Here is a 21,831-nt window from a genome sequence, read left to right on the forward strand (position 1 = left end):
GACATTGGCTTTAGTTCTTGCTTTAGAGCCGGCTGGAAACGTTTTCATCTTTGCTGGTATGGAAAAGAGGTGCCGTCAGCCCAAGCAAAGTGCCAAAAAACGGTCGCCCTGCTTAAATCAATCCCCCCTGTGAAGGCCGCCATGTTTGCCTCTCTGCCGCCTAGAGCAACGCTAGTACGTCACCCTGACCCTTATGACGGCTTCTTGCGTTACCACATTTGCCTCTACATCCCCAATGACCCGAAGTGCTTTGTTGATGTAGATGGCGAACGCTACTGCTGGATGGATGGCGAAGCGGTCATGTTTGATGAGACCTATATTCATTTCGCAGCCAATGCAACTGATCCACAACGAATCATCTTAGTTTGCGATGTAGAGCGTCCTGTTTATACAAAAGCAGTAGAACTATTCAATCGCTGGTTTGGGCGATATGTAATGAGCGCAGCCTCTTCTCAAAACGTCGAAGGCGAAAAAGTGGGCTTTGTAAATGTGTTGTTTACTTATTGTTACCAACTTCGTGCGCAAGCCAAAAAACTCAAAGCGAAACACCGCTCTGTTTATTACGTTGGCAAGTGGGTACTCATTCTGGGCATTTTGTGGGCCCTATTTTGGTAATTTAAGGCGCTAGGATTTGAGCGATCTGCTCAGGGCTGATAGAACCCCAAATTTCCACGCGTTTCTTGCGACTATTTTGACCAGAAACGAACTGGATTTGTTTTTGAGGAACCCTTAATTGCTTGGAAAGCCATGCCAATAAGAGCTCATTGACCTTATTTTCCAAGGCTGAAGCCTGAAGTGAAATCTTCAAGCAGCCATCATGCAACCCAACCGGTTTTGCTTGTTTTGCCTCTGGTTGGCAGTGCAAATTGAGGATTATTCCAATAGGGGTTTGTTTTAGCCAAATAGGTTTCATCAAAGTACTTTACACTCAAAGCATGCCATACAAAAATTCTCAAGCCTTAGAGCATCTCTTTGCGAGAAATCGGGAGTGGGCCGAAGGCATGGTAGCCACAGATCCCGACTTCTTTAAACGCCTCGTTAATCAACAGGCGCCCGAGTATCTTTGGATTGGTTGTGCAGATAGCCGCGTTCCCGCGAACGACATTGTCAATTTGCTACCTGGCGAATTGTTTGTTCATCGCAATGTAGCAAACGTAGTTGTTCATACCGATCTAAATTGTTTATCTGTAATTCAATTTGCAATTGACTTGCTGAAGGTAAAACACATTCTGGTTGTTGGGCACTATGGGTGCGCTGGTGTTCATGCGGCTCTAAGCAATCGGCGCGTGGGTCTTGCAGACAACTGGTTACGTCATGTAAAAGACGTACATCAAAAGCATGAACGATATTTTGGCGAGTTGCTGCCCACACCCAAACGTCAAGATCGCTTATGCGAATTAAACGTCATTGAGCAAGTAGTCAATGTGTGTGAAACCACCATTGTCCAAGATGCTTGGGCACGAGGACAAGAGCTTACCGTTCATGGGTGGGCGTATCGCCTGGATACCGGTCTAGTAAACGATTTAGGAATGTCGATTAGCTCGACAGAAGAAATGACTGGGCGTTATGCAAAGTCAGTAAAGCGCTATGAATCTGAACAAAACTAATTGGCTCAAATCCTTTTCTAATTAAGTAGGCGTAGCTCTACTCAAAGCCATCGCCCTTCTGCCGTATAAGCTGTTGGTTGGGCTTGGTTATGGACTCGGATACATTGCCGCCCGCATTCCCGGGGATAGAAATCGCGTAGTTAAAACCAATCTGCATGTATGTTTTCCGAAATTAAGCCCGGCTGAAATCGACACTCTTAGTAAACAGCATTGGCGATTACTTGGGCGCAGTCTGGTAGAGAAAAACATTATCTGGTGTGGTAGCTCAAAACAATTGAGCAATATGATTGAAGTGAAATCAGCTGTAGACCTCTCCAGCAAGAAACCTCGCATCTTAGTTAACATGCATTTCACGGGCATTGAGGGCAGCATTATTTTGAGCGCGCTCTCCAAAAAAACACTGGCCTCGTACCTCGGGATTTTTTCAAAGAATGCAAAATCCTTTCTTTAATAAAAAGATTGTCGATTGGCGCAATCGTTTTGGCGGCAATTCGATTGATCGTCAGGGCAGTGCAAAGGCCATCATCCGGGAAATTCATAATGGGGATTTCATCATCATCGCGCCCGATATTGATTTAGGGCTTAAGGATTCTGAGTTTGTCCCTTTTTTCGGACTTCAAACTAATACGATTACCACCATCTCCCGTTTAGCCAAAATTACGAGCGCCGACGCGTGCATGATGACCACCACTTTAAAGGCGGATGAATCAGGATATCTTTGCGAAATCAGTAAGCCGCTAGAGAATTTTCCAGGGCCGGATCCAAAAGCCGATACAGCACGACTTAATCAATATTTTGAAAAAGAAATTCGACTGCGGCCGGCAGAATACTACTGGGTTCACAAGCGCTTTAAAAAAACCGCCCCAATAACGGCCCAAGTCCATATAACCCTTCTATCTAGGGGTCTTTTGTCCTATCACTAAGGGATGACTGAACGCATTGGGCTGTTTGCCGACCTCCATAGCAATTTAGAAGCTTTTGAAGCTTGCATGGCTCGCGCGGAAGAGCTTGGTGTGACGCGCATGGTTTTTGTAGGAGATCTCGTAGGCTACAACGCTGACCCCGTCACAGTCGTAAATCGCATTGCCAATCTGGTAGACAACAAAAAAGCTATTGCCATCCTTGGTAATCACGATGAAGCCGTTTGTAAGGATAGTCGCGATCAAATGAATGTAAGCGCTAATGCCGCGATTGAATGGACTAAATCTCAACTAAACAATACGCAGGTGGATTTTTTGAAGAATCTTCCACTCATCATGCAAGAAGAGAATATTTGCTTTGTACATGCCTCTGCACACAACCCTGCTGACTGGAATTACATTACCGACAGCATGAGTGCGCGGCGTTGCGTACAAAATGCTGGAAAAACCTATACCTTTGTCGGTCATGCGCATGAGCAAGCACTTTTTTATCAAAGTGCCGTCGGAAAACTCATTCGCTTCGCACCACATCCTGGTGATGAAATTCCTGTACTACATCATCGCCAATGGGTAGGCGTTGTAGGCTCACTGGGCCAACCCCGAGATGGCAATCCAGAGGCGTGCTTTGCTATTTTTGAACCAGAAGCCGAAGCCCTCACATTCCATCGCACACCCTATGATCACTTTTCCGCCGCAGAAAAAGTGCGTCGTGCTGGCTTACCGGAAGACCTCGCAAATCGTCTCATTACCGGCAAATAACATCAATGGCAATCAATACTGATATTGAAGCAGTAGACGACATATTTCAAGCAGGCAAAGTGGTTGATGACTTTGTTTTAGGAAAAGAAGTGCATTGCGGCGGAATGGCCAGCCTGTTTGCTGCAACCAAAGATGGCATTGATGTTCCCATTCTTCTAAAAATACCGCGTGTTGGTAGAGATCAGCCTGTTGAGAGTTTGATCGGCTTTGCAACAGAGCTGACGATCTTGCGCTCTCTTAAAAGTCCTTACGTCCCTAAATATTTAGGCTCGGGCAATATGGCAACGCGCCCTTATATTGCAATGGAGCGAGTTGAGGGTCGACCGCTAGAAGACTATATCAAAGAAGGTACAGTTTTTACGATTGATGAAGGCGTGCGTATTGGCGCCGATCTTGCCCAGGCTGTTCAGTCTCTACATTCACAAGATGCCATCCATCTAGATATCAAACCTGAAAATATTTTGGTTGATGAAAAAGGCAAATTAACGCTGATTGATTTTGGTTTATCGCATCATGCGCGCTATCCAGATTTACTCGCGGAAGAAATGCGCAAAGGTGTTGGCTCTGCCCCTTATATTTCTCCCGAACAAGTAGCAGGCATTCGCTCTGACTCACAAAGTGATATTTATTCTATCGGCGCGATCATGTATGAGCTGCTTACTGGCGAATTGCCATTTGGCAATCCTCAAACCATGAGCGGTCTACGTAGACGCATGTGGGCCGAACCCTTCCCGCCTCGCGCGATTCGCCGAAAAATCCCCCGCTGGCTAAAAGAGGTAATTTTGAGATGTCTAGAGCCACGCGCCGCCGATCGCTATCAAAGCGCCGCTCGTTTAAGGCAAATGTTGCGAGATCCCGAGGGCGTTACCCTCACAGAAAGGGCTGATCGTGTTGAGCCGCCAAGCTTTTGGCAAAACCTCAAAGGAATGTTGAAGGCTGCTGGCTATGAACCCTCCCCAAGTCCGCGCCCCATCATGGGGAACGTTGATGCCCCGCTAATGATTACCGTAATTGATACGCGGCAATCTGATGAAGACTTACGTGAGCGCATGCAAATTACCGCGAAGAACTTATTGCAGACCTATCCTGAAAGTCGCTTGGTTTGCTTAAGCACCATTAGCAGCACTCCTACATTCGAAGGTAACCAAGAAAACGAAACCGCCAGTGGAATTGTGCGCGGTCACTTAGTGCCACTAATGGATTGGGCTAAACCGTTAAAGCTGCCACCAGAGAGAATTTCATATCACGTACTAGAGGCACTTCATCCCGCATCGCGCATTGTCGAGTTTGCCAAAGATAATATGCCTCCCTCATTTTGATTGGGGCATCACACAAGCTCCCTAACAAAGTAACTCCATGGAGAACCTCGATAACCAAGATTGTCGAAGAGGCCCCGTGCAGCGTGCATATTGTTAGAGCTTCAGTCGATCTCCAGCGCCAGACCAGCCGGCAATTGACGGATAATGCAGGTATGGAAGAAAAAGTACGGGCCTCAAAATTACTCTCTGAGCTAGGTCTATGCTCACGTCGCGAGGCGGATTCGTATATTGAACACGGCCTGGTAACGGTAGATGGAGAAGTCGTTAACGAATTGGGTGTGCGGGCTTATCGTCACCAAAAAAATTGAGCTGCAATCTGGCGCCAAAGCGCAACAAGCCTCTCGCGTTACAGTAATTTTAAATAAGCCGGTTGGTTACATCTCTCACTATGATGATGAGCAAGAGTACCAACCTGCGGCCTCTTTAATCACTCCGGAAAATTACTTTGCTAGCCCGCTAGACAAGGGGAGAGGTCCTCGCTTTAATACCAAGGGGCTAGCGCCCGCTGGAAGATTGGACATTAACTCTACTGGCATGCTGGTGCTTACCCAAGATGGTCACATTGCTAAATTATTGATTGGGGAAAATAGCCCCATCGAACAAGAATATTTAGTGCGTGTCGCAGGCAGGCTGTCTTTCGAGGATCTGGAGCGCCTAAGGCACGGTCTATCACTAGATGGGGTAGAACGTAAACCCGCGCACGTCAGCTGGCAAAATGAAGATCAGCTGCGCTTTGTATTGCGCGAAGGACGCAAACGCGAAATTCGCCGGATGTGTGAGATGGTGGGCCTCAAAGTGTTAGGTCTAAAACGCGTCAGAATGGGTCGCATGTCACTGGGCCCCCTGTCACCCGGCCAATGGCGCTATGTAAGGCCCGAAGAGCAATTCTGAGCACTCTCACCCGCTTATAATTGCGTCCAAACTTACATTAAGTAGCGCAAAATTACTATCGAATCTCAAACCTCCAGCACTCCCGGCGCAGAAGTCCTTAGACGTCGCAGCTTTGCCATCATCTCTCACCAAGATGCGGGTAAAACGACGCTTACAGAAAAATTATCGCTTTATGCGGGAGCCATTTAAATCGCAGGTAGCGTTAAAGCTCGCAAGGCGAGTCGTCATGCCCCCTCTGACTGGATGGAGATTGAAAAGCAACGGGGCATTTCTGTAGCAAGCTCTGTGATGCAAATGGAATATCGTGATTGCATCATTAATTTATTAGACACTCCAGGACACCAAGACTTTTCGGAAGACACCTATCGAGTACTAACCGCCGCGGATTCCGCCCTCATGGTGATCGACGCCGCTAACGGCGTTGAGTCTCAAACATTGCGCCCGCTTGAAGTGTGCCGTGCTCGCAATACACCTATCGTCCCCTTCATTAGCAAGATGGACCGTGAGGTTAAGCCTCCCATGGAATTAATGGATGAGATTGAAACCGCTCTCGGCATTGAAGTGGTTCCATTTACTTGGCCAGTGGGCGTGGGTAAATCTTTTGCTGGCGTAATTGATATCGCCAACTGACGCATGAGAATGTTCAAAGCAGGCGAAGATCGCGTTACCGAAGACTCCCATGCGGTGGTTGATATCAATGATCCAGCCCTTAAAGAGCGTCTAGGCACTGACCTAGAAAACGCATTGGCTGAAGTGGAGCGTATCAAGGAAGCAATGCCAGCATTTGATCTTGCAGCCTTCTTGGCCGGACGACAGTCGCCTGTCTTCTTTGGTTCCGCTATCAATAATTTTGGCGTGCGTGAGATTCTCAATACCTTGGTTGAGTTGGCGCCATCGTCTGGCTCACGCAAAGCCTTGCGGCGCGAAGTAAGTCCTGCCGAAAATAAATTCTCAGCGGTGGTGTTTAAGATTCAAGCCAATATGGATTCAGCACATCGCGACCGAGTAGCTTTTGTAAGAATTTGTTCTGGTCACTTTCAGCGTGGCATGAAACTCAAAATTTGCCGCATGGTTGGGTCTCCAGATCCCCTGCGCTCAAAACAATTACGCACTGGGCTAATGCAATTAGGTGCAGAGGACGCCATTCAGGTCTTTAGGCCAATGGCTGGTGGCACTATGTTGCTGGGCGCCTTTGGGCAACTCCAATTTGAGGTGGTTAGTCATCGCCTCCAAACTGAATATGGCGCAGCAGTACGTCTATTGCCTACTCGCTATAGCTTGACTCGCTGGGTTAGTTCAGACGACCCGGTGGCACTGAAAAAATTTACTCAAGAAAACATCCATCGCATGGCGGAAGATGTCGTGGGAGCATCAGTCTTCTTGGCGTCGCATAAATCTGAATTAGATGTTGCCCAACAACGCTGAGAATCAATGCAATTGCATGCGCTGAGAGAGCACGCCGGCCTACTTTATCAGTCAGATTTAGCGGGCTAACTTCGCCTTGCAATCAAATACCACCACCATCTGAGTATCGCTACTTCTAAACGAAGCGGTCTTGCCATATTGCTCACAATACGCACTCGCCTTCGTGCTTAATTGCTCAATTGAATCGCCACTACTGTTTAGAAAAGTAACATGATGAGCATCAGAGGCATCCGTGTAGACAGCGGCGCATGAAGCTAAAGCCAAAACACTAGCGCCCAAGATTAGAAACTTTACTAACGCCACCATTGAAAAATCCTTTTATGCAGACTGTTATTTTCCCAAGCCCAGGCGCTCAATTAACTTGGCGCTAATCTTGCTGGCAAGCGGTCTATCAATAAAAATACAAACAATCGCTACTGGATAAACCACAGACCAAACCTCGAGCCATACTCATAAAAAATTTTTCGCAAGCCCAACTCGTACCAATGTAGTGGCAAGCGTAATGCTAAGAGACATTCAAAAGCCAATTACAAAGGCAAAGACTAGATTGGGTACATTCATCATGGCTACATCATAGCGGCTGTTGTATTGAATTAAATAGGATTAATACGCCCTTTTCACCAGCATTCTTTTTCCCAGTATGACGGTTGATACAACCAAAACCGCAAAGACCAGATTCATCCCAGTCAGAGAATCGCCGAGCAAAATACTTGCTGCCACCAGAGTGCAGAATGGCTGAATTAATTGCACTTGGCTGACTCTTGCAATGCCACCTATCGCAAGACCCTCATACCAAAAGAAGAAGCCAAGAAACAGGGGAAATAGGCTGAGATACACGAAACTAGACCATGCCACTGCGCTAGCCTGAATATATTCAGGGTTGTAGGTCAAATAAGTCATCACCAGATTTAAAGGCAAGGAAATAACCAATGCCCATGAAATCACCGCGCGAGGATTCATCTTTCTTGAAAGTTCGCCGCCCTCCACATAGCCGATGCATGCGCTGGTGCCACCCAAAACTAAAAGGCCATCAATATAAGTAAAGCCGCCCGAATTCTTTAATAGGGCATACAAAACAACTAGGCCAGCACCCAATAGAGATACAAACCAAAAACCCAAATAGGGTCGCGCTTTAAAACGCAGCACCCCAATCACTGTCGTTGCCAGCGGCATCATTCCCAAAATAACAGCGCCATGCGAAGAAGAGCCTTGGGTCATTGCGACAGTAGTAAAGATGGGACAGCCAAATACAACGCCAAGGGCTATCACTAAACACTTCACAAAATCAACCTTGGATGGCATAGCCTCTTGTTTGTAGACAAGATAGGCAATGCCACCAACCCCGCTAAGCTTGCTCTACCAAAGGCAATAAAGTAGGGGGTAAAGCTTAAAACAGCGATCTTACTCACTGGCAGCGTTAAACTAAAAAAAAATAAGAATGCCTATAAAGTCGATCGGCGGGCTGTAATACGCAAGTACTGCTTATGAAAATCAACGCCTCTATTCAAGCTATTTATCTTGCCGCTTCTGCTGGCGCCCCGATGCGATCTGTAGAAAATATCAAAATCAACTCGGGCATTGGTATTGAAGGTGATCGATATGCGCTAGGAACGGGAGCGTATTCCACAACGGAGCCAATTAAAGTTCGCCATATTAGTCTCATCGCCTTGTCGGGCATTGAGACGGCAAACGACTGGTTAAAACAGGCGATGCACCCACATTTGATACTTCTGAAACACGTCGCAATATCGTCCTAGCGGGCATTACAGTCACCGAACTCAATAACCCAGTGGAACGGCGATTCCAGTTTGGCAAGCTTTGGCTGCGGCGTACAGAGCTTTGCGCGCCCTGCGAAAGACCTGCGCAACTCCTCGGTAGACAAAGCTTCATGGAGGCATTTGAAGGGAACGGGGGATTCGCGCCGCAGTTCTAGATTCCGGAATCCTGACTATCGGCGATAAATTATGTTTAGAGGGTGACAAATGATTGAATTTCGCGACAATGCCGCACTCACGGCCGAGCAGGCTATTGCTCTTTATCAGCGCTCCACCCTTGGAGAGCGTCGACCAATTGATAACGTTCAGACATTTGAGGCTATGATCAAAAATGCCACCCTTACTATTACCGCGTGGGATGGTGAAACATTGGTAGGCATTTCTAGATCCTTAACTGACTTTGCCTATGTCGCCTATCTCGCAGACCTGGCAGTTGATCAGCAATATCAACGCTCAGGAATCGGTAAACAGTTAATTGAAGAAATCAAATCTCGCCTTGGTCCAGAATGCATGATCGTGCTACTGGCAGCGCCCAAAGCAAACGAATACTACGAACATATAGGCTGCGAACATAATCCGCACGCTTGGCCCCTGAAAAAATAATTAAGTCTTTATCATTGCCGCATGACTATTGCTCGATTTTGTTTAGTTCGCCACGGCGAAACTGACTGGAATGCGGCTCGTCGCCTACAAGGCCACACGGATATTGAACTAAATACTCGCGGCCTAGCTCAAGCCAGGCAAATGGCACACGCTCTAAAAAAAATCTATTTGCAATTTGATGTTTTATATACCAGCGATCTTCAGCGAGCCGCAAAAACCGCTCAAGCTATTGAAGAATTATTTAATGTCTCTGCAATTCAAAATGCCGCATTAAGAGAGCGTCATCTTGGTGCGCCACAAGGACTCACCACTGATGAAGCTCCAGCGCGCGAACCTGAACTCTGGAAATTCCATGTGAGCAGAAATATTGAAGAGAATTTGCGCGATGGTGAAAGCATTCAGCAATTTTCACAGCGCATCGAAACCGCGCTTAATCAAATTCGCGCTCAGCATTTTGGAAAAACCATTTTGCCAGTAAGTCATGGTGGCGCATTAGACATGATGTACAGAATTGCAAGCAAGCAACCGCTCCATGCTGAAAAAGCAGTATCTGTACCCAATGTCTCTCTTAACTGGATCAGCCATGACGGACTTACATGGCAAGTTGATAGCTGGGCGGATACGCGCCACTTAGAAGATTCGGCTCTAGACAATTTAGACCTCTAACGCCTTTGTCTTGCGGGGCTTATCATGCACCCATGAAAATCATTGCTCGCATAGCAGCTCTTTTGGCGATTTATACCATATGCACATCGTCCAACGCAATGGATGATGTACCGGACGGATTTCCTGACCACATTGTTGGTGACGTCGGTGTCGCCATATACACCTCCAACCTTCACATCGGGACCGAAGGGATGCAGTCTTTTGCATTGCCCTATGCGTTTCCGAATTACAAACGAGCATTTATTCGGATCGATGAAGTAAGCATCAAAACACTCAAAATGGGCTATGGCTACCTTGAAGTCATCGGCAAAATTAATTTAGACAACTACAAAGTCAAGTCGCCATTCAACGGTAACTCCATTAACCGCAGCGACCCAATACCTCTTGGCATCGGGACATTTCACGAAACACCTATTGGTGGTTTTTTCGTGAATGCTTATCACGACTTCGGCAAATCTAAAGGCGCGCTATATGAGTTTTCATATTTCGCAGAGATAGAAACATTTAAAAAGTAGTTCTGTATCCGCAACTAGGAATTGAAAGACAATCTAGTCAATACGCAAATTACTACTATGGAATAAACCCCGCGGAGTCTGCGCTTACAGGCTATAACGCTTATACGGCGCCTGCGACAAATAACCTATTAGCAGGCGTGATGATTGAAATTCCCGTTGTAGAAAACTGGTACGTCAACATTTACGGCAAACGAAAATGGATTGGCGGAGGAATCAATAACAGCCCCGTCATGAATCGCTCATTCCAAGATAACGTCCTTATGGCTTTGGCATACCGATTTAAATAATCAGCAATAAATAAGCCGCCAGAAGGTGGCTTATTGTGTTTGAATTTACTTTGCAGGATGAAGTTTGTTTTATTTAATCTGACACACAAAACGCAACAATCACATCGGCAAAGCTTAAGTAACGTGAGTTGCTTTTTCTAAAGCCGTCAATTTCAGCAGCCAAAGGCGACGTAGCGCCCTTAAAGCCTGCATCTTCATACCCAGGATGATATGAAGCCTCTTCAACAAATTTGTTCGTCATATATTTACCTTAATTAATTAGCACCCAAAATGAAATGCATTGCGGGGAAAGTGGATTTAAAACCGCAACAGCGGCACAATCAGAATAGGCGAACTATTGAATCGAAATGCGCATAGAGACTCTCACAAAGCAGCCCATCATTAACGAAGCAAAGCTACGCCGATGGATGCCGCTCCCCCTGTCCTTGATACCTGAGAGATTCACTCTAAGCGTGGCTTAGAGCTTGCTCCTTCGGTGCACCATAACGATGGTGACTCCCCAGACGGCTATTTAGGATAAGCAGTACCTTCCTGGTGGATACCTGAGCATTCATGGGAGTTTGCGCATTCCGTGGAGGGAAATCCCTCGATCCCCCGCTTCACGCAAATTATAGCTTGCTGATAGTTTTATCAAACTAGTGATTTATACCAATCTGAGCTTAAAAAGACATGCCTCAAATGCATGCGCCCGCAATCAACATCACCAACTCCATGAGCAATAACAATTTCTGCTCCGGCAATGCCAAAACAATCTTCTTGGAAAAAATAGAGCCAACCAAAACACAACTCCCGATACGCAACCCCTGAGCAATAGCCATCAGATTCAAAAAAACCGAGCCAATGAAAGGTAATGTCCTTGGTAAAAAGAATTGACAGGGTGCTGGCTGCCTCTGTACCCAAGAAAGCGCCTTTGCTTAAGCCATACGCCAGAAAAAAAGTGTGTTGATAGCGCCTGTTGTGGCCACAATGTCTGTCAAATAACCAATAGCAGCGCCAACCCAGCCCATTTGCCAAAGCTTTAAATAAAAAATTCTTCTGACGCATCCAACGACGAATTGGAATCAGCAAGATTAGAAAGGCTCCTAACGCCATCTCTATTAGACGCTCATCAAGCCGAACTAAAGTGTTCACACCCAAGATAGTGAATGGTATCGCCGTCAGACTATATACAAAACAGGGGCGCCACTGAATAACACTCCACCACAAAAAAATTCGCGAGAGATTGGCAACGGTCGCAACCAAAGCGATCACAGGGATCGCTTGAATGAGTCCGTAAAAATACACCAGGGCAGGCATCAAGATAATAGCGGTACCAAAACCAATAACGCCACCCAAAACCCCAGCACCCATGCCAAATACACCAAGGACTAGGGCCTGAATCATGAACTCAAACAAGTTTGGTAATCTGAAGTAAATTTCGAAAAAAGTTAGCGCTCCTGACAATCTAAAGGCATCTCCCATAAAAGCTTGCCCTGACTATAGTCACAATTCACGCCCACGGGCGATGTTGTGCTCGCAAGACAGCCCACTAAAAGCAAGACAATCAAAGTTGTAGCAAAAGTTTGGATGAATTTTTAACAAGCTTCTTAATATCGCACTCGGTCACCCTTGCTGTACTAACAATAATGATCGCCATACCTATGACGGCTTTGAGTGTCAGTTGCTCGCCTAAAAACAAGGTGCCCCACAAAGTTCCAAAGACAGGAATGAGAAATGTCACGGTTAGAGCCGATGCAGCGCCTACATCCCTCATGAATCGAAAATACAACAAATAAGCAATTCCGCTACAAAGAACGCCTATAGCAATAACGGCGCGCCATACTAACGCCGTTGGCTCGCTACGAATCGGAATAAAAAATAATGCGGGGATTAGCAAAATAGCCGAGGCTCACATACTGCCGTGTGCGTTATCAAAAGGCTCTACACCTTTAGATTTCTTCGCATAATTGCTCGCCAATCCATAGGAAAAAGCTGCTCCCAGCCCTAAAGCAATTGACTGATATGCGCTCGCATCAGCTGAAGTTGGCGATGTACCAAATAAAACTCCGACACCGCTCATCCCCAACAATAAACCCAGCCCACGCTTCATCTTAAATTTTTCATTGCCAATAAAAAGGCCAATGACAAATGCCCAAATAGGTGCCGGCGCATTTAGGATAGACAGCTGGGAAGTTGAGAAATTTAGAGCGGCAAATCCAAATAGCACAAATGGAAACGCTGAATTAAAGACGCCCATTATCAAATAATGCCGCCAATGCCCTAGAAGATTTCTATTCTTTTTTTTAAATACAGCGCTAAGCAATATAGAAAGATGGCGGCCAATAGCACCCGCCCCTCAGCCAAATAGGCGGAGCCCAAAACGGGTGAGGCGATTCTTATAAATAGGAATGAACCACCCCAAATAGCAACCAACAAGAGAAGGCGAATAATGTCTGAAGAATTCACTATTCCATTCTAGCAACCGGAAATGAAAAAACCACCCGAAGGTGGTTTTAATGTTTCTTGGTGGCCCGGGGCGGAATCGAACCACCGACACAAGGATTTTCAATCCTCTGCTCTACCGACTGAGCTACCAGGCCAAGAGCATTAATTATAGCGGAAGTGGGTTTTAAGCCTGGGAAATGTGTCTGCTGTGGCGCACTCTTGGGTAAATGCTGTAAAGCTTGGCTTAGTGGGGATGTTTCATCCTGCGGGACGGTAAGAGGTGGGATAGAGGGTTACTTTCCAAACAAAGAGCTAACGCCACCAAACAAGCTGATTACGAACAATGCGGCTACCAGTATGGCAATGGCCTTGGCGAATATTGTTGCGAGCTTGTGTGAAGTATTGCCAGCGCAACGCCAGAGAGATACCGCCAACCAAAACTCGTAGGGAAGAACCAATAAAAACAGAACCGCTGAGCTTAAGGGGTCAACATTTGACATTTCAACCTTGCCGCTTAACATTCTGTCAGCGAGGATACTTGTGGCAACCATAACGGCTACATACCCAACAAAGCCAATTAAAGATGTCTTGCCAAGTGTCTCGTTACTGCCAAAAGCATTCTTAAAAAAAGTAAGCATAGATATCCTCTTATAAGCATAACGCATTTAGTACTCACTTAATCCAATAACTCGACGTGAACCATCATAAGAGCGGCGCGCTACCAGCGTGACGACACTATCTGGTAGATTGTGAAATAGACTTAATTAGTCAAAAATCATCAACTTTTTAAAAAAGAAAAACAATGGTCCAGTTTGCGTTAATAGTATTCGCAAGCATAGGAGTTGCCACATACCTAACGGCCAGTGGTGTCAGTTTATTGCTGTCTCAATATGGAACACCATCTCTAGTGGCAGGGTCATTGCCAATTACCGCGCTAATTGTCGCAGTCGCATCGCTATTATTAAGCAATGTGGCGCTCCGGTGCTTACCTTTAGGCAAAACAAGGGCAGTAGCAGTCCGCACTTGTACGGGAGTCTTCTTGGTATCGAACACAATTATGTTCATTAGTTTTTTTAGTTCGCTTGATTATTTATGGCACTTAATTACAAATTAGCTAACTAACGCCGCTGATCTTGGCGGATTAATTCTCTGCGCTTTTTGTGGCAACCTCATAAATCCTTTGGTGGTGAGGATGTTTAATCCTGGTTAACGGTACTGCAACTAGGTGGATATAGCAGAGATGTGGAAATCCTCTATCTGGTCAGCCTCTTACAATCTAGCCATGAAAACAATTATTCGCTGTCCATGGTGCGAAGGATTTGATTTATATCGCCAGTATCACGATACCGAATGGGGTGTTCCACTTCATGACAGTAAGCGATTATTTGAATTGCTTATATTAGAGGGTGCTCAGGCCGGGCTTTCTTGGTCAACCGTTTTAAAGAAGCGCGACACTTATCGAGAGGCATTCCACTATTGCGATCCAAATAAAATAGCCAATTACAACGATCAAAAAGTGGCTGAGTTATTGGCAAATCCCGGAATTATTCACAATCGTCTAAAAGTGGCCGCGACAATTAACAATGCAAAGGCTTATTTAGCGTTGGAGAAAAGTGGCCAGCCGTTTAATCAATTTCTTTGGTCGTTTGTGCAGTATAAACCCATTCAGAACCAACGCCGCTCATTAAGCGAAGTTCCAGCTAGTTCGCCAGAATCTGACGCGATGAGCCAGGCATTGCTAAAGGCTGGATTTAAATTTGTTGGAACAACCATTTGTTATGCGTTTATGCAAGCTAGTGGAATGATTAACGATCATCTCATCGCTTGCCATCGATACTCCGCTTTAAATAAGTAAGCGGTTATGCAATATCCATCGGATGGGTATTTAACTTTCACCTTTGTTGCGCGAGGTGTCAATTCCCAAGGCTTTGAGCTTGCGGTACAAATGAGTACGCTCTAAGCCTGTGTACTCTGAAATCTTGGTCATGCTTCCACCCATGATTTGCATTTGATGCTCAAAGTACGCCTTTTCAAACCGATCTCTCGCCTCTCTTAATGGCAGATCGAAATAGGTTTTTGCGATTCCACTAATGAACTCACCTTCGGCAGGTGCAGCGGTTGCTTCAACAACAGCCTGTTTTGGTGCTGCAACTGTATTTGTTAATTGCACGGCCCGCTCTTGCTCTGGCTCCACATGTTTAGGAGAGCTTTCTAATGCTTTACTAACGGTCTTCAAAAGCTTTTGTAGGGCGATCGGCTTTTCTAAAAAGTTTAGAGCGCCAATACGACTGGCCTCAACGGCGGTATCAATCGTTGCGTGTCCAGACATCATCACCACTGGCATTGTGAGTTGGCCTGTATTGGACCATTCTTTTAATAGGGTAATGCCGTCAATCTCGGGCATCCAAATATCTAGCAAAACTAAATCCGGGCGCATTTGCTCACGGATAGTGCGCGCTTGCACAGCGCTTTCTGCAGCGTAAACAGTATGGCCTTCGTCCGTAAGAATCTCATTGAGAAGCTCACGAATACCCATCTCGTCGTCAACAACCAAAATACTAGCCATACTTAGGCTGCCTCTTTTGCTAGATTCATAAACAATATTGACACTTGCGCACCAATTACTTCTTCGCCCTGCATACGGTTCCGAATTTCTATTTTCGCAGAGTGATCATCAACGATTTTCTTCACTACCGCCAAACCCAATCCCGTACCCTTGCTCTTTGTTGTTACATATGGCTCAAATGCTCTTGCCAGTATCTTAGCTGGAAATCCAACGCCGCTATCACTTATTGTTAGTCGCACCGCATTTTGAACCTTGCCATTTTGCTCACCATAAGGCACTAATTCTGTTTTTACCTCAACAGGATTGCTTGGATTAGAGCCCTCAAGCGTAGCATCTTGAGCGTTCTGCAATAGGTTATGAATCACCTGCCTCAATTGCGTATGGTCGCCCAAAATAGCTGGACAACGCGGATCCAATTGTGTTTTCAACGGGCTTCCTTCATAAAGCCCCAAAATTTCAGAAGTAAGCGTATTGATAGAGACCGGCTTTAGCTGGGGTGTTGGTGTCTTTGCAAAATCCCTAAAATCATTCACCATTTCTTTCATAGCTTGCACCTGGCCAATAATGGTTTCAGTGCTGCGATTCATCATCTCTTCTTGCTCGGGACTCAACTTGCCAGCAAGCTTATGCTGCAGCCTTTCGGCTGAGAGTTGAATTGGTGTTAATGGATTTTTAATTTCATGGGCAAGGCGTCTAGCAACCTCACTCCAAGCAATAGATCTTTGCGCGCTCACCACGTCGGTAATGTCATCAAAGACAACCATGCGCAATTCACCAGTGAGCTCTGTGCCACGAACAAATAAGGTGACGCCCAATTCATTTTCAAACTCATTCGTACTATGTATCTGGATTTGTTTTTGCCACACCGGCGCACCAGACTGTGCGGGTTTTTGTTCCACTTCACCATCACCAAGAACTGCCAACTTCATCGTGACAAAGCCCTCTTTAATGGCCTCCTCAAACTCCTGTAAAGCGGGGCTGCTACTCAGCGGCTTTCCATCGAGCTGCGTAAGATCTTGACAAAAAATTCTGTCTGCGCCCGCATTACTAGAAACAATGTTGTAATTTTTATCAAAAATACATACGCCTGCAGTAAGACTTCCTAGTACGCGCTCCAAAAACGCTTTGGACTCTTGTAAAGAAGTGCGGGTATCGGCCAACTGCCTTGTCATGACATTAAATTGGCGCGTCAGCATTCCAAGCTCATCACCAGTATCCAACTCCGGCTTAGGCGACAAGTCACCCTGTGCCACTGCTTGCGTGCCCTTTAAGAGCATCAACAGAGGGCGGGCAAGTTGTCTGCCCAACATCAACGCCAAGGTAATTGCCACAAATACCGCAAAAAACAAAGTAAGCGTCAAGGTTCCTACAAACATCTTGCGCAAGCCTGTGCGTCCAAGTGATTTTTCTTGATACTCACTATAAGCAGTCTCAACCGCAAAAATATTCTTTGCTAATGGAGTCGGCATGTAGCGTACTAGCTGTAAAAAATATTTATCCTCTCCATCTTTTCCAGGGTATGCTTTGTTGTTAATGGATTTTTTACGAACAATCGGAACAAGCGCTCTAATACGATAACCACGCTGACCGCCATCTAGCTCAATCTGATCTAAAAAGGTAATACCTTTTTTTTTAAATGCTTCGGTAACCACGTCGGCGCTAGGCGCGGGAAAGTATTTTTTTGGACTTAACTCACTTGTGACTATCAAGTTACGCTGCATATTAAAGAGACTCACCTCTTGGATGCCAAATTGATTACGAATCTTCATAATCGCCGCACCCACTTGATCAGACGTGGTCCCAGCAGGAATCTGGACAATCTGTTCGGCAATAAAATTACCTTCGCCCAAAATTTCTTCTTGAGCAACACGCAAAGTTACTCGCCCCAACTCCAAACCAGAATTTAGCGCTGATTCCACCTGCACATCAAACCAAGTTTCAATACTGCGCGATACGAATTGCAAAGAAACACCATACAAAATTAAGCCCGGAACGATGCCGACCAAGGCGAAAATCATCGCCAACTTGGCTATCAAGCGCGTTCCAAAATGACCTCGATACCAACGCACCGCGATCACTATTACTAAAGTCAAAATAACTAAGGTCAGACAAACGCCAATCACTACGTTGGCTGCATACAGCCAAATGAAATAGTTATCAAAAAACTCGGTATTAGATGAAGCGATTGCCAATAAAGCCAAAAGCAATAAAGCAAATGCACCGATCAATCCAATCGTGATTGGGATTAATTTTTTTCTCCAGACCTTAGATGTAAAAAAGCCTGAATCCAGCAGATTGGCCATGGATGTCATCGCTTAATTAGATTGAGGCCATTAGGTGAGAATGGAAAACGATACCAATCACTTGATACATTCCAGTCGCGATTATTAAGGGCGTTTACCTGGAACGGTTTTGGCAACTTACTCAGGTCGAGGGTCATGCGCACACTCGCCGTATATGATTTACCGGGGTCTAGCTGGAAATTTTCCATAACTCGCCAGCCACCAATACTGCCGACCGCCTGCAACGCTTCCGTCATAGATTTAGCGGAAAAAGTAAATCTTTCGGAAGCAATACGATACTGCTGCGTCAGCGGTTGATAGGACAAGCGTGTTTGTCTTTGTACAAGCGCGGGCTTTTCATCAAACCAATACCAGCGTGAGCGTGTTAAATCAAACTCAGTCTGGAAATAGAGAACAACACCTTTTTGCACCGCATCTTCCAGGCCGGGAGATAACTCAATTTGAAACGCGGCATTTAAAAGCAAATCGTTATCCACCCTCTCCAACTCAAAGGATTTAATTTTTATTCCTTCTGCGCTAACAGTAGTCGAGAATATTCCCAACACCATCAAGAACAAAAAAAGAAATTGTTTAATGCTTCGGCTCATGGCCCATTTTTCTTAAACAAGGCATAGTAAAAACCATCATTTAATTCGCTGGGCAAAACCTGCCCGGGAGCGTCTAATCGTACCGCATCGGGGTGCTCTCCAGCAAACCAAATGGCTTGATCTTCACCCTCTTCGTTAAATATTGAGCAAGTGACATACAAAAGCTCACCCCCTGGCTTCAGCATCTTCCACGCCTGATCCAGTATGGCGCGTTGTCGTTCTTGCAGAGCTATAACATCCGCCTCTCTTCTCAAAAATGGAATGTCTGGATGTCGAGATACTATGCCTGAAGCCGAACAAGGGGCATCAAGCAATATTTTGTCGAAAGGGACGCCATCCCACCATGCGGCTTTCGATGCATCGCCACGCAATACGCGCACCCGATCAGAGTGCAAACGAAGACGATCTAAATTACCGCTAATTTTCCCAATGCGTTCCCCGTCCAACTCAAGGGCTCGCATTGAGCAATCGGCCATTTCCAAGAGATGCGCTGTTTTGCCACCCGGGGCAGCGCAAGCATCCAATACCAACTCTCCATTTTGAGGGCTTAATAAGACTGCGGCCAATTGCGCGCCTGCGTCTTGTACAGATACAGCGCCACTGTAAAAACCCGGCAGATCAGAGACCGGCACGGCCTCTGACAACCAAATTGCGCACGGCAAAGAAACCCCAGCAATTTCTTTGATGGGCTTTGATGAAATGCCCACATCCGCCAATAAAGATTGATATTGCTCACGTGGGTATTGCTTTTGATTTACACGCAAAATTAATGGCGCGCGCTTAGCCTGTTGAAACAATATCGATTGCCACCGCTTGGAATGGTTACGCTTTAGATTTGCGCGCCACCAAGCAGGCACGTACATTGGAATCGGATCAGGTGGATAACGCTTCTCGCCTTCTAGCGGCTGCGCCAAGAGGCTCACCTTGCGCAAAACCGCATTGACCAAACCCTTGGCATACATCGTCTTGTCATATTCACCACACGCCTTTACAGCCTGATCAACAGTGGTGTGGGCTGGATACCCCTTGCTATCCGTGGCGTCTTGTAAAAATAAGGCTATCGCAACGCTGAGCAGATGATCGACCTCAGGCGGTGGAGTCTTCGGAATAAATTGCGTGATTAACTCATGGGAGCGAACCCATTTTCGTAATGCATCAAAGCTTAAGCTCTGCACAATCGGACGCTCATGAGCATCCAGTTGATCTAAAACCTCTGTAAGCGATCTGCCGCTCATGACCTCACTGATCGCTTGCGCGGCAATCGTGATTGCTTCAGAAAGTGGGGGACTGCATGGTGTTTTTTGATCAGTCAAATTAATTTGCTCCGGGATATGTCCCGTTTTTAGCCATACTCATTAAGCGTGCTACCCGCTCTTCAGTAGGCGGATGGGTGGAAAAAAGTTGCGCAAGTCCGCCAGCACTGAGGGGATTCAGAATCATCATCTGCGCAGTTTCAGGATGCTGTTCAACAGCCTGAAAGGGGATGCCTTGCGCGTAGTTATGAATTTTTTCTAAAGCATGCGCAAGCGCCTCGGGGTCCGAGCTAATCTCAGCGCCGCCGCGATCAGCCTCGAACTCTCTTGCACGCGAAATACTCATCTGAATCAAACTTGCCGCTATCGGAGCCAAGATGCCCACTATCAAACTGGCTATTGGATTATGAGGGCGACCTTCAGAATCGCGTCCACCAAAAAACATGGCGAAATTTGCCAATGCAGAAATGGCGCCTGCCATTGTTGCGGCGACCGTTGAAATCAAAATGTCTCGATGGCGCACATGGGCAAGCTCATGTGCCATAACGCCACGTAGCTCACGATTAGAGAGAATTTTTAGACTTCCAGTGGTTGCGGCAACTGAAGCATTGTCTGGATTGCGGCCCGTGGCAAAGGCGTTGGGCGCATCTTCATTAATTAAAAATACTTTGGGCATTGGCAAGCCCGCCTTCTCAGACAGCTCTTTCACCAAACCATAAAACTGGGGCGCAGATCTTTCGTCAACCTGCTGCGCATTCGTCATCTTGAGCACCATGGTGTCAGAAAACCAATAGCTAAAGAAGTTCATGCCGACAGCCATCAGCAAAGCCATCAACATTCCTTGCTCGCCGCCCAGCATGCCACCAACCACAATAAATAGCGCAGTAATTGCTGCCATCAAAACAGCAGTTTTTGCAAAATTAAACATTTCTACTCCTTTGACTGAAAGCGCAATTGTTTTTCACCAAGGCCTATCGATTGCAAACAGGTCTTGGCGTCTGTTTTTTTACCACCCGGTTTTTGCATTTCCAAAACTTCGAGGACGCCGTCACCACACTGAATATATACGCCATGATCACTAAGCCCAAGCACATCACCAGACTCTTGAGATGGGTTTTCAACCCCAATGGCTGCGAGTCTTGAATTCCAAAATTTGACTGCAAGCCCATTTGCTTGACTGCTTGCGCCAGGAAAAGGATTGAAGGCGCGAATACGTTGATCAATTTCTTTAGCGCTTAAATTCCAATCAATCTCCGCCTCGCTCTTGAGTATTTTTTCTGCGTAGGTGATGCCCTCGTTTGCTTGTGGCATCCGCACTAAGTGGTTGCCTTGCTGCAAAACATTTAAGACATGCACAATTGACTCGGCACCAAGTCGCGCCAGTCGATCATGCAGGGTCGCACTTGTTTCATTTCCTGCAATGTCTAAGATGGCAACTAAAACTGTATCGCCCGTATCGAGCCCTGCGTCCATTTGCATGATGCAAATGCCCGTCTTGGGGTCACCCGCTTCAATCGCGCGCTGAATTGGCGCAGCACCCCTCCAACGCGGCAACAACGAAGCATGAATATTAAAACTGCCGTGCCTATCGGCCCTCTCGCTAATATCCAAAATCTCTTGCGGCAGGATCAAGCCATGGGCAACAACCACCATGGCGTCAAATTCCATCGAAGCAATCCGCTCGTAAGCTGCTTGAGCCTGCGCTTGTTTTTGTGGGTCGGCACTATTTCGCCTAAGTGTTTCTGGCTGCAACACCGGTATATTTTTTTGTAACGCAAACTCTTTGACTGGGCTTGCTTGCAAATGCATACCTCTGCCAGCGCGACGATCTGGCTGAGTAAGCGCTAAGACAATTTCATGTCCAGAGGCATCAATGGCGCGCATTGCTTGCGCAGCAAACTCAGGTGTTCCAGCAAAGATGATTTTCATTG

At 46.3% G+C, this 21,831-nt stretch carries 28 protein-coding genes, 1 tRNA gene, 2 pseudogenes and 1 riboswitch; of the genes and pseudogenes, 15 read left to right on the forward strand and 16 right to left on the reverse strand.

Going from position 1 to position 21,831, the window contains the following annotated elements; translation table 11 throughout:
- The first annotated feature begins 3 nt into the window (after positions 1-3).
- The gene (locus DXE35_RS10785) at positions 4-615 is read left to right on the forward strand and encodes an aspartyl/asparaginyl beta-hydroxylase domain-containing protein (RefSeq protein WP_331851959.1); all 612 of its coding nucleotides are present in this window, start codon (positions 4-6) and stop codon (positions 613-615) included.
- A gap of 1 nt (position 616) precedes the next feature.
- Here DXE35_RS10785 and DXE35_RS08685 read toward each other — a convergent pair whose 3' ends face one another.
- Positions 617-913, reverse strand: coding sequence for a DUF167 domain-containing protein (locus DXE35_RS08685; RefSeq protein ID WP_114690260.1), 297 nt, complete (start codon positions 911-913; stop codon positions 617-619).
- Between the two features lie 22 nt (positions 914-935).
- Here DXE35_RS08685 and can point away from each other — a divergent pair, with 22 nt between their 5' ends.
- The 7 genes and pseudogenes from can (at position 936) to DXE35_RS08715 (ending at position 6,990) form a co-directional block, all read left to right on the forward strand.
- Complete coding sequence (gene can / locus DXE35_RS08690) at positions 936-1,607, forward strand: carbonate dehydratase (RefSeq protein WP_114690261.1); 672 nt, start codon at positions 936-938, stop codon at positions 1,605-1,607.
- 73 nt (positions 1,608-1,680) lie between these two features.
- Positions 1,681-2,058 (forward strand): LpxL/LpxP family acyltransferase, encoded by a 378-nt coding sequence (locus tag DXE35_RS11090; RefSeq protein ID WP_269459887.1) that lies wholly within the window; start codon positions 1,681-1,683, stop codon positions 2,056-2,058.
- A complete protein-coding gene (locus tag DXE35_RS11095) occupies positions 2,039-2,530 on the forward strand; it encodes an LpxL/LpxP family acyltransferase (protein ID WP_269459888.1) in 492 nt (163 codons plus the stop codon). Before DXE35_RS11090 ends, DXE35_RS11095 begins: the two co-directional genes overlap by 20 nt.
- 3 nt (positions 2,531-2,533) lie before the next feature.
- On the forward strand, positions 2,534-3,286 hold the full coding sequence (locus DXE35_RS08700) for a metallophosphoesterase family protein (protein ID WP_114690262.1): 753 nt from the start codon (positions 2,534-2,536) through the stop codon (positions 3,284-3,286).
- A gap of 5 nt (positions 3,287-3,291) precedes the next feature.
- Positions 3,292-4,605 (forward strand): serine/threonine protein kinase, encoded by a 1,314-nt coding sequence (locus DXE35_RS08705; RefSeq protein WP_197714035.1) that lies wholly within the window; start codon positions 3,292-3,294, stop codon positions 4,603-4,605.
- A gap of 152 nt (positions 4,606-4,757) precedes the next feature.
- A pseudogene (locus tag DXE35_RS08710) lies at positions 4,758-5,496 on the forward strand (pseudouridine synthase).
- 57 nt (positions 5,497-5,553) lie between these two features.
- Positions 5,554-6,990: pseudogene (locus DXE35_RS08715) on the forward strand (peptide chain release factor 3).
- On the opposite strand, the gene DXE35_RS08720 reads toward DXE35_RS08715, so the two are convergent.
- A complete protein-coding gene (locus DXE35_RS08720) occupies positions 6,979-7,227 on the reverse strand; it encodes a hypothetical protein (protein WP_114690263.1) in 249 nt (82 codons plus the stop codon). The pseudogene DXE35_RS08715 and the gene DXE35_RS08720 overlap by 12 nt on opposite strands.
- Positions 7,228-7,524: 297 nt before the next feature.
- Complete coding sequence (locus tag DXE35_RS08730) at positions 7,525-8,223, reverse strand: DMT family transporter (protein ID WP_114690264.1); 699 nt, start codon at positions 8,221-8,223, stop codon at positions 7,525-7,527.
- A gap of 182 nt (positions 8,224-8,405) precedes the next feature.
- On the opposite strand from DXE35_RS08730, the gene DXE35_RS09900 reads away from it, so the two are divergent.
- Genes DXE35_RS09900 through DXE35_RS08755 form a run of 6 tightly spaced genes read left to right on the forward strand, consistent with a single transcriptional unit; the run spans position 8,406 to position 10,767 of the window.
- Complete coding sequence (locus tag DXE35_RS09900; RefSeq protein WP_197714036.1) at positions 8,406-8,678, forward strand: hypothetical protein; 273 nt, start codon at positions 8,406-8,408, stop codon at positions 8,676-8,678.
- Positions 8,679-8,683: 5 nt separating this feature from the next.
- Entirely contained in the window at positions 8,684-8,854 is a 171-nt protein-coding gene (locus DXE35_RS11465) for a hypothetical protein (RefSeq protein WP_415070317.1), read from the forward strand.
- Between the two features lie 49 nt (positions 8,855-8,903).
- The gene (locus tag DXE35_RS08740) at positions 8,904-9,299 is read left to right on the forward strand and encodes a GNAT family N-acetyltransferase (RefSeq protein ID WP_114690265.1); all 396 of its coding nucleotides are present in this window, start codon (positions 8,904-8,906) and stop codon (positions 9,297-9,299) included.
- 21 nt (positions 9,300-9,320) lie between these two features.
- Positions 9,321-9,965 carry a histidine phosphatase family protein gene (locus DXE35_RS08745; RefSeq protein WP_114690266.1) on the forward strand — a complete coding sequence of 215 codons (645 nt, stop codon included), beginning with the start codon at positions 9,321-9,323 and terminating at the stop codon, positions 9,963-9,965.
- Positions 9,966-9,997: 32 nt separating this feature from the next.
- Positions 9,998-10,480 (forward strand): hypothetical protein, encoded by a 483-nt coding sequence (locus tag DXE35_RS08750; protein ID WP_114690267.1) that lies wholly within the window; start codon positions 9,998-10,000, stop codon positions 10,478-10,480.
- A 2-nt stretch (positions 10,481-10,482) separates the two neighbouring features.
- Positions 10,483-10,767: a MipA/OmpV family protein gene (locus DXE35_RS08755; protein ID WP_114690268.1), complete on the forward strand. Its 285-nt coding sequence runs from the start codon at positions 10,483-10,485 to the stop codon at positions 10,765-10,767.
- Between the two features lie 73 nt (positions 10,768-10,840).
- Here DXE35_RS08755 and DXE35_RS09350 read toward each other — a convergent pair whose 3' ends face one another.
- From DXE35_RS09350 to DXE35_RS08780, 7 genes are all read right to left on the reverse strand, one after another.
- The gene (locus DXE35_RS09350) at positions 10,841-11,008 is read right to left on the reverse strand and encodes a hypothetical protein (protein ID WP_162785009.1); all 168 of its coding nucleotides are present in this window, start codon (positions 11,006-11,008) and stop codon (positions 10,841-10,843) included.
- Between the two features lie 168 nt (positions 11,009-11,176).
- A riboswitch (glycine riboswitch) is annotated at positions 11,177-11,280 on the reverse strand.
- A gap of 117 nt (positions 11,281-11,397) precedes the next feature.
- Positions 11,398-12,150, reverse strand: a complete 753-nt coding sequence (locus tag DXE35_RS08760) for a sulfite exporter TauE/SafE family protein (protein ID WP_162785010.1) — start codon at positions 12,148-12,150, stop codon at positions 11,398-11,400.
- 160 nt (positions 12,151-12,310) lie between these two features.
- Positions 12,311-12,643 (reverse strand): DMT family transporter, encoded by a 333-nt coding sequence (locus DXE35_RS10795; RefSeq protein ID WP_231970114.1) that lies wholly within the window; start codon positions 12,641-12,643, stop codon positions 12,311-12,313.
- Positions 12,644-12,655: 12 nt separating this feature from the next.
- The gene (locus tag DXE35_RS10800) at positions 12,656-13,069 is read right to left on the reverse strand and encodes a DMT family transporter (RefSeq protein ID WP_331851947.1); all 414 of its coding nucleotides are present in this window, start codon (positions 13,067-13,069) and stop codon (positions 12,656-12,658) included.
- Positions 13,070-13,270: 201 nt separating this feature from the next.
- A tRNA-Phe gene (locus tag DXE35_RS08770) sits at positions 13,271-13,346 on the reverse strand.
- A 138-nt stretch (positions 13,347-13,484) separates the two neighbouring features.
- A complete protein-coding gene (locus tag DXE35_RS08775) occupies positions 13,485-13,829 on the reverse strand; it encodes a hypothetical protein (protein ID WP_162785011.1) in 345 nt (114 codons plus the stop codon).
- A gap of 247 nt (positions 13,830-14,076) precedes the next feature.
- Positions 14,077-14,256, reverse strand: a complete 180-nt coding sequence (locus tag DXE35_RS08780) for a hypothetical protein (protein ID WP_114690271.1) — start codon at positions 14,254-14,256, stop codon at positions 14,077-14,079.
- 217 nt (positions 14,257-14,473) lie between these two features.
- On the opposite strand from DXE35_RS08780, the gene DXE35_RS08785 reads away from it, so the two are divergent.
- A complete protein-coding gene (locus DXE35_RS08785; RefSeq protein WP_114690272.1) occupies positions 14,474-15,046 on the forward strand; it encodes a DNA-3-methyladenine glycosylase I in 573 nt (190 codons plus the stop codon).
- Positions 15,047-15,076: 30 nt separating this feature from the next.
- Here the strand turns inward: DXE35_RS08785 and DXE35_RS08790 are convergent, their stop codons facing one another.
- From DXE35_RS08790 to fmt, 6 genes are read right to left on the reverse strand one after another with little or no spacing between them, the layout of a single operon-like run.
- Positions 15,077-15,757, reverse strand: a complete 681-nt coding sequence (locus DXE35_RS08790; RefSeq protein WP_114690273.1) for a response regulator — start codon at positions 15,755-15,757, stop codon at positions 15,077-15,079.
- 2 nt (positions 15,758-15,759) lie between these two features.
- Positions 15,760-18,069: a sensor histidine kinase gene (locus tag DXE35_RS08795; RefSeq protein ID WP_114690274.1), complete on the reverse strand. Its 2,310-nt coding sequence runs from the start codon at positions 18,067-18,069 to the stop codon at positions 15,760-15,762.
- On the reverse strand, positions 18,066-18,647 hold the full coding sequence (locus DXE35_RS08800) for a DUF4390 domain-containing protein (RefSeq protein ID WP_114690275.1): 582 nt from the start codon (positions 18,645-18,647) through the stop codon (positions 18,066-18,068). Before DXE35_RS08800 ends, DXE35_RS08795 begins: the two co-directional genes overlap by 4 nt.
- Positions 18,644-19,960, reverse strand: a complete 1,317-nt coding sequence (gene rsmB, locus DXE35_RS08805) for a 16S rRNA (cytosine(967)-C(5))-methyltransferase RsmB (RefSeq protein WP_114690276.1) — start codon at positions 19,958-19,960, stop codon at positions 18,644-18,646. Before rsmB ends, DXE35_RS08800 begins: the two co-directional genes overlap by 4 nt.
- A 1-nt stretch (position 19,961) precedes the next feature.
- Positions 19,962-20,828 (reverse strand): zinc metalloprotease HtpX, encoded by an 867-nt coding sequence (gene htpX, locus DXE35_RS08810; protein WP_114690277.1) that lies wholly within the window; start codon positions 20,826-20,828, stop codon positions 19,962-19,964.
- A gap of 2 nt (positions 20,829-20,830) precedes the next feature.
- Positions 20,831-21,829, reverse strand: a complete 999-nt coding sequence (gene fmt / locus DXE35_RS08815; protein WP_114690278.1) for a methionyl-tRNA formyltransferase — start codon at positions 21,827-21,829, stop codon at positions 20,831-20,833.
- Positions 21,830-21,831 lie beyond the last annotated feature (2 nt).

This window comes from Polynucleobacter necessarius (assembly GCF_900095215.1).
Lineage (GTDB): Bacteria > Pseudomonadota > Gammaproteobacteria > Burkholderiales > Burkholderiaceae > Polynucleobacter > Polynucleobacter necessarius_H.

Coding starts and splice junctions, on each gene's coding strand:
- DXE35_RS08800 (WP_114690275.1), bottom strand. CDS start 18,647: ATGAGCCGAAGCATTAAACAATTTCTTTTTTTGTTCTTGATGGTGTTG.
- DXE35_RS08700 (WP_114690262.1), top strand. CDS start 2,534: ATGACTGAACGCATTGGGCTGTTTGCCGACCTCCATAGCAATTTAGAA.
- DXE35_RS08740 (WP_114690265.1), top strand. CDS start 8,904: ATGATTGAATTTCGCGACAATGCCGCACTCACGGCCGAGCAGGCTATT.
- DXE35_RS08705 (WP_197714035.1), top strand. CDS start 3,292: ATGGCAATCAATACTGATATTGAAGCAGTAGACGACATATTTCAAGCA.
- DXE35_RS08775 (WP_162785011.1), bottom strand. CDS start 13,829: ATGCTTACTTTTTTTAAGAATGCTTTTGGCAGTAACGAGACACTTGGC.
- fmt (WP_114690278.1), bottom strand. CDS start 21,829: ATGAAAATCATCTTTGCTGGAACACCTGAGTTTGCTGCGCAAGCAATG.
- DXE35_RS08760 (WP_162785010.1), bottom strand. CDS start 12,150: ATGATTCAGGCCCTAGTCCTTGGTGTATTTGGCATGGGTGCTGGGGTT.
- DXE35_RS08730 (WP_114690264.1), bottom strand. CDS start 8,223: ATGCCATCCAAGGTTGATTTTGTGAAGTGTTTAGTGATAGCCCTTGGC.
- DXE35_RS08745 (WP_114690266.1), top strand. CDS start 9,321: ATGACTATTGCTCGATTTTGTTTAGTTCGCCACGGCGAAACTGACTGG.
- DXE35_RS11095 (WP_269459888.1), top strand. CDS start 2,039: ATGCAAAATCCTTTCTTTAATAAAAAGATTGTCGATTGGCGCAATCGT.
- DXE35_RS08790 (WP_114690273.1), bottom strand. CDS start 15,757: ATGGCTAGTATTTTGGTTGTTGACGACGAGATGGGTATTCGTGAGCTT.
- DXE35_RS08750 (WP_114690267.1), top strand. CDS start 9,998: ATGAAAATCATTGCTCGCATAGCAGCTCTTTTGGCGATTTATACCATA.
- DXE35_RS08685 (WP_114690260.1), bottom strand. CDS start 913: ATGAAACCTATTTGGCTAAAACAAACCCCTATTGGAATAATCCTCAAT.
- DXE35_RS08795 (WP_114690274.1), bottom strand. CDS start 18,069: ATGACATCCATGGCCAATCTGCTGGATTCAGGCTTTTTTACATCTAAG.
- DXE35_RS08785 (WP_114690272.1), top strand. CDS start 14,474: ATGAAAACAATTATTCGCTGTCCATGGTGCGAAGGATTTGATTTATAT.
- can (WP_114690261.1), top strand. CDS start 936: ATGCCATACAAAAATTCTCAAGCCTTAGAGCATCTCTTTGCGAGAAAT.
- DXE35_RS08780 (WP_114690271.1), bottom strand. CDS start 14,256: ATGAACATAATTGTGTTCGATACCAAGAAGACTCCCGTACAAGTGCGG.
- DXE35_RS09900 (WP_197714036.1), top strand. CDS start 8,406: ATGAAAATCAACGCCTCTATTCAAGCTATTTATCTTGCCGCTTCTGCT.
- DXE35_RS08720 (WP_114690263.1), bottom strand. CDS start 7,227: ATGGTGGCGTTAGTAAAGTTTCTAATCTTGGGCGCTAGTGTTTTGGCT.
- DXE35_RS09350 (WP_162785009.1), bottom strand. CDS start 11,008: ATGACGAACAAATTTGTTGAAGAGGCTTCATATCATCCTGGGTATGAA.
- htpX (WP_114690277.1), bottom strand. CDS start 20,828: ATGTTTAATTTTGCAAAAACTGCTGTTTTGATGGCAGCAATTACTGCG.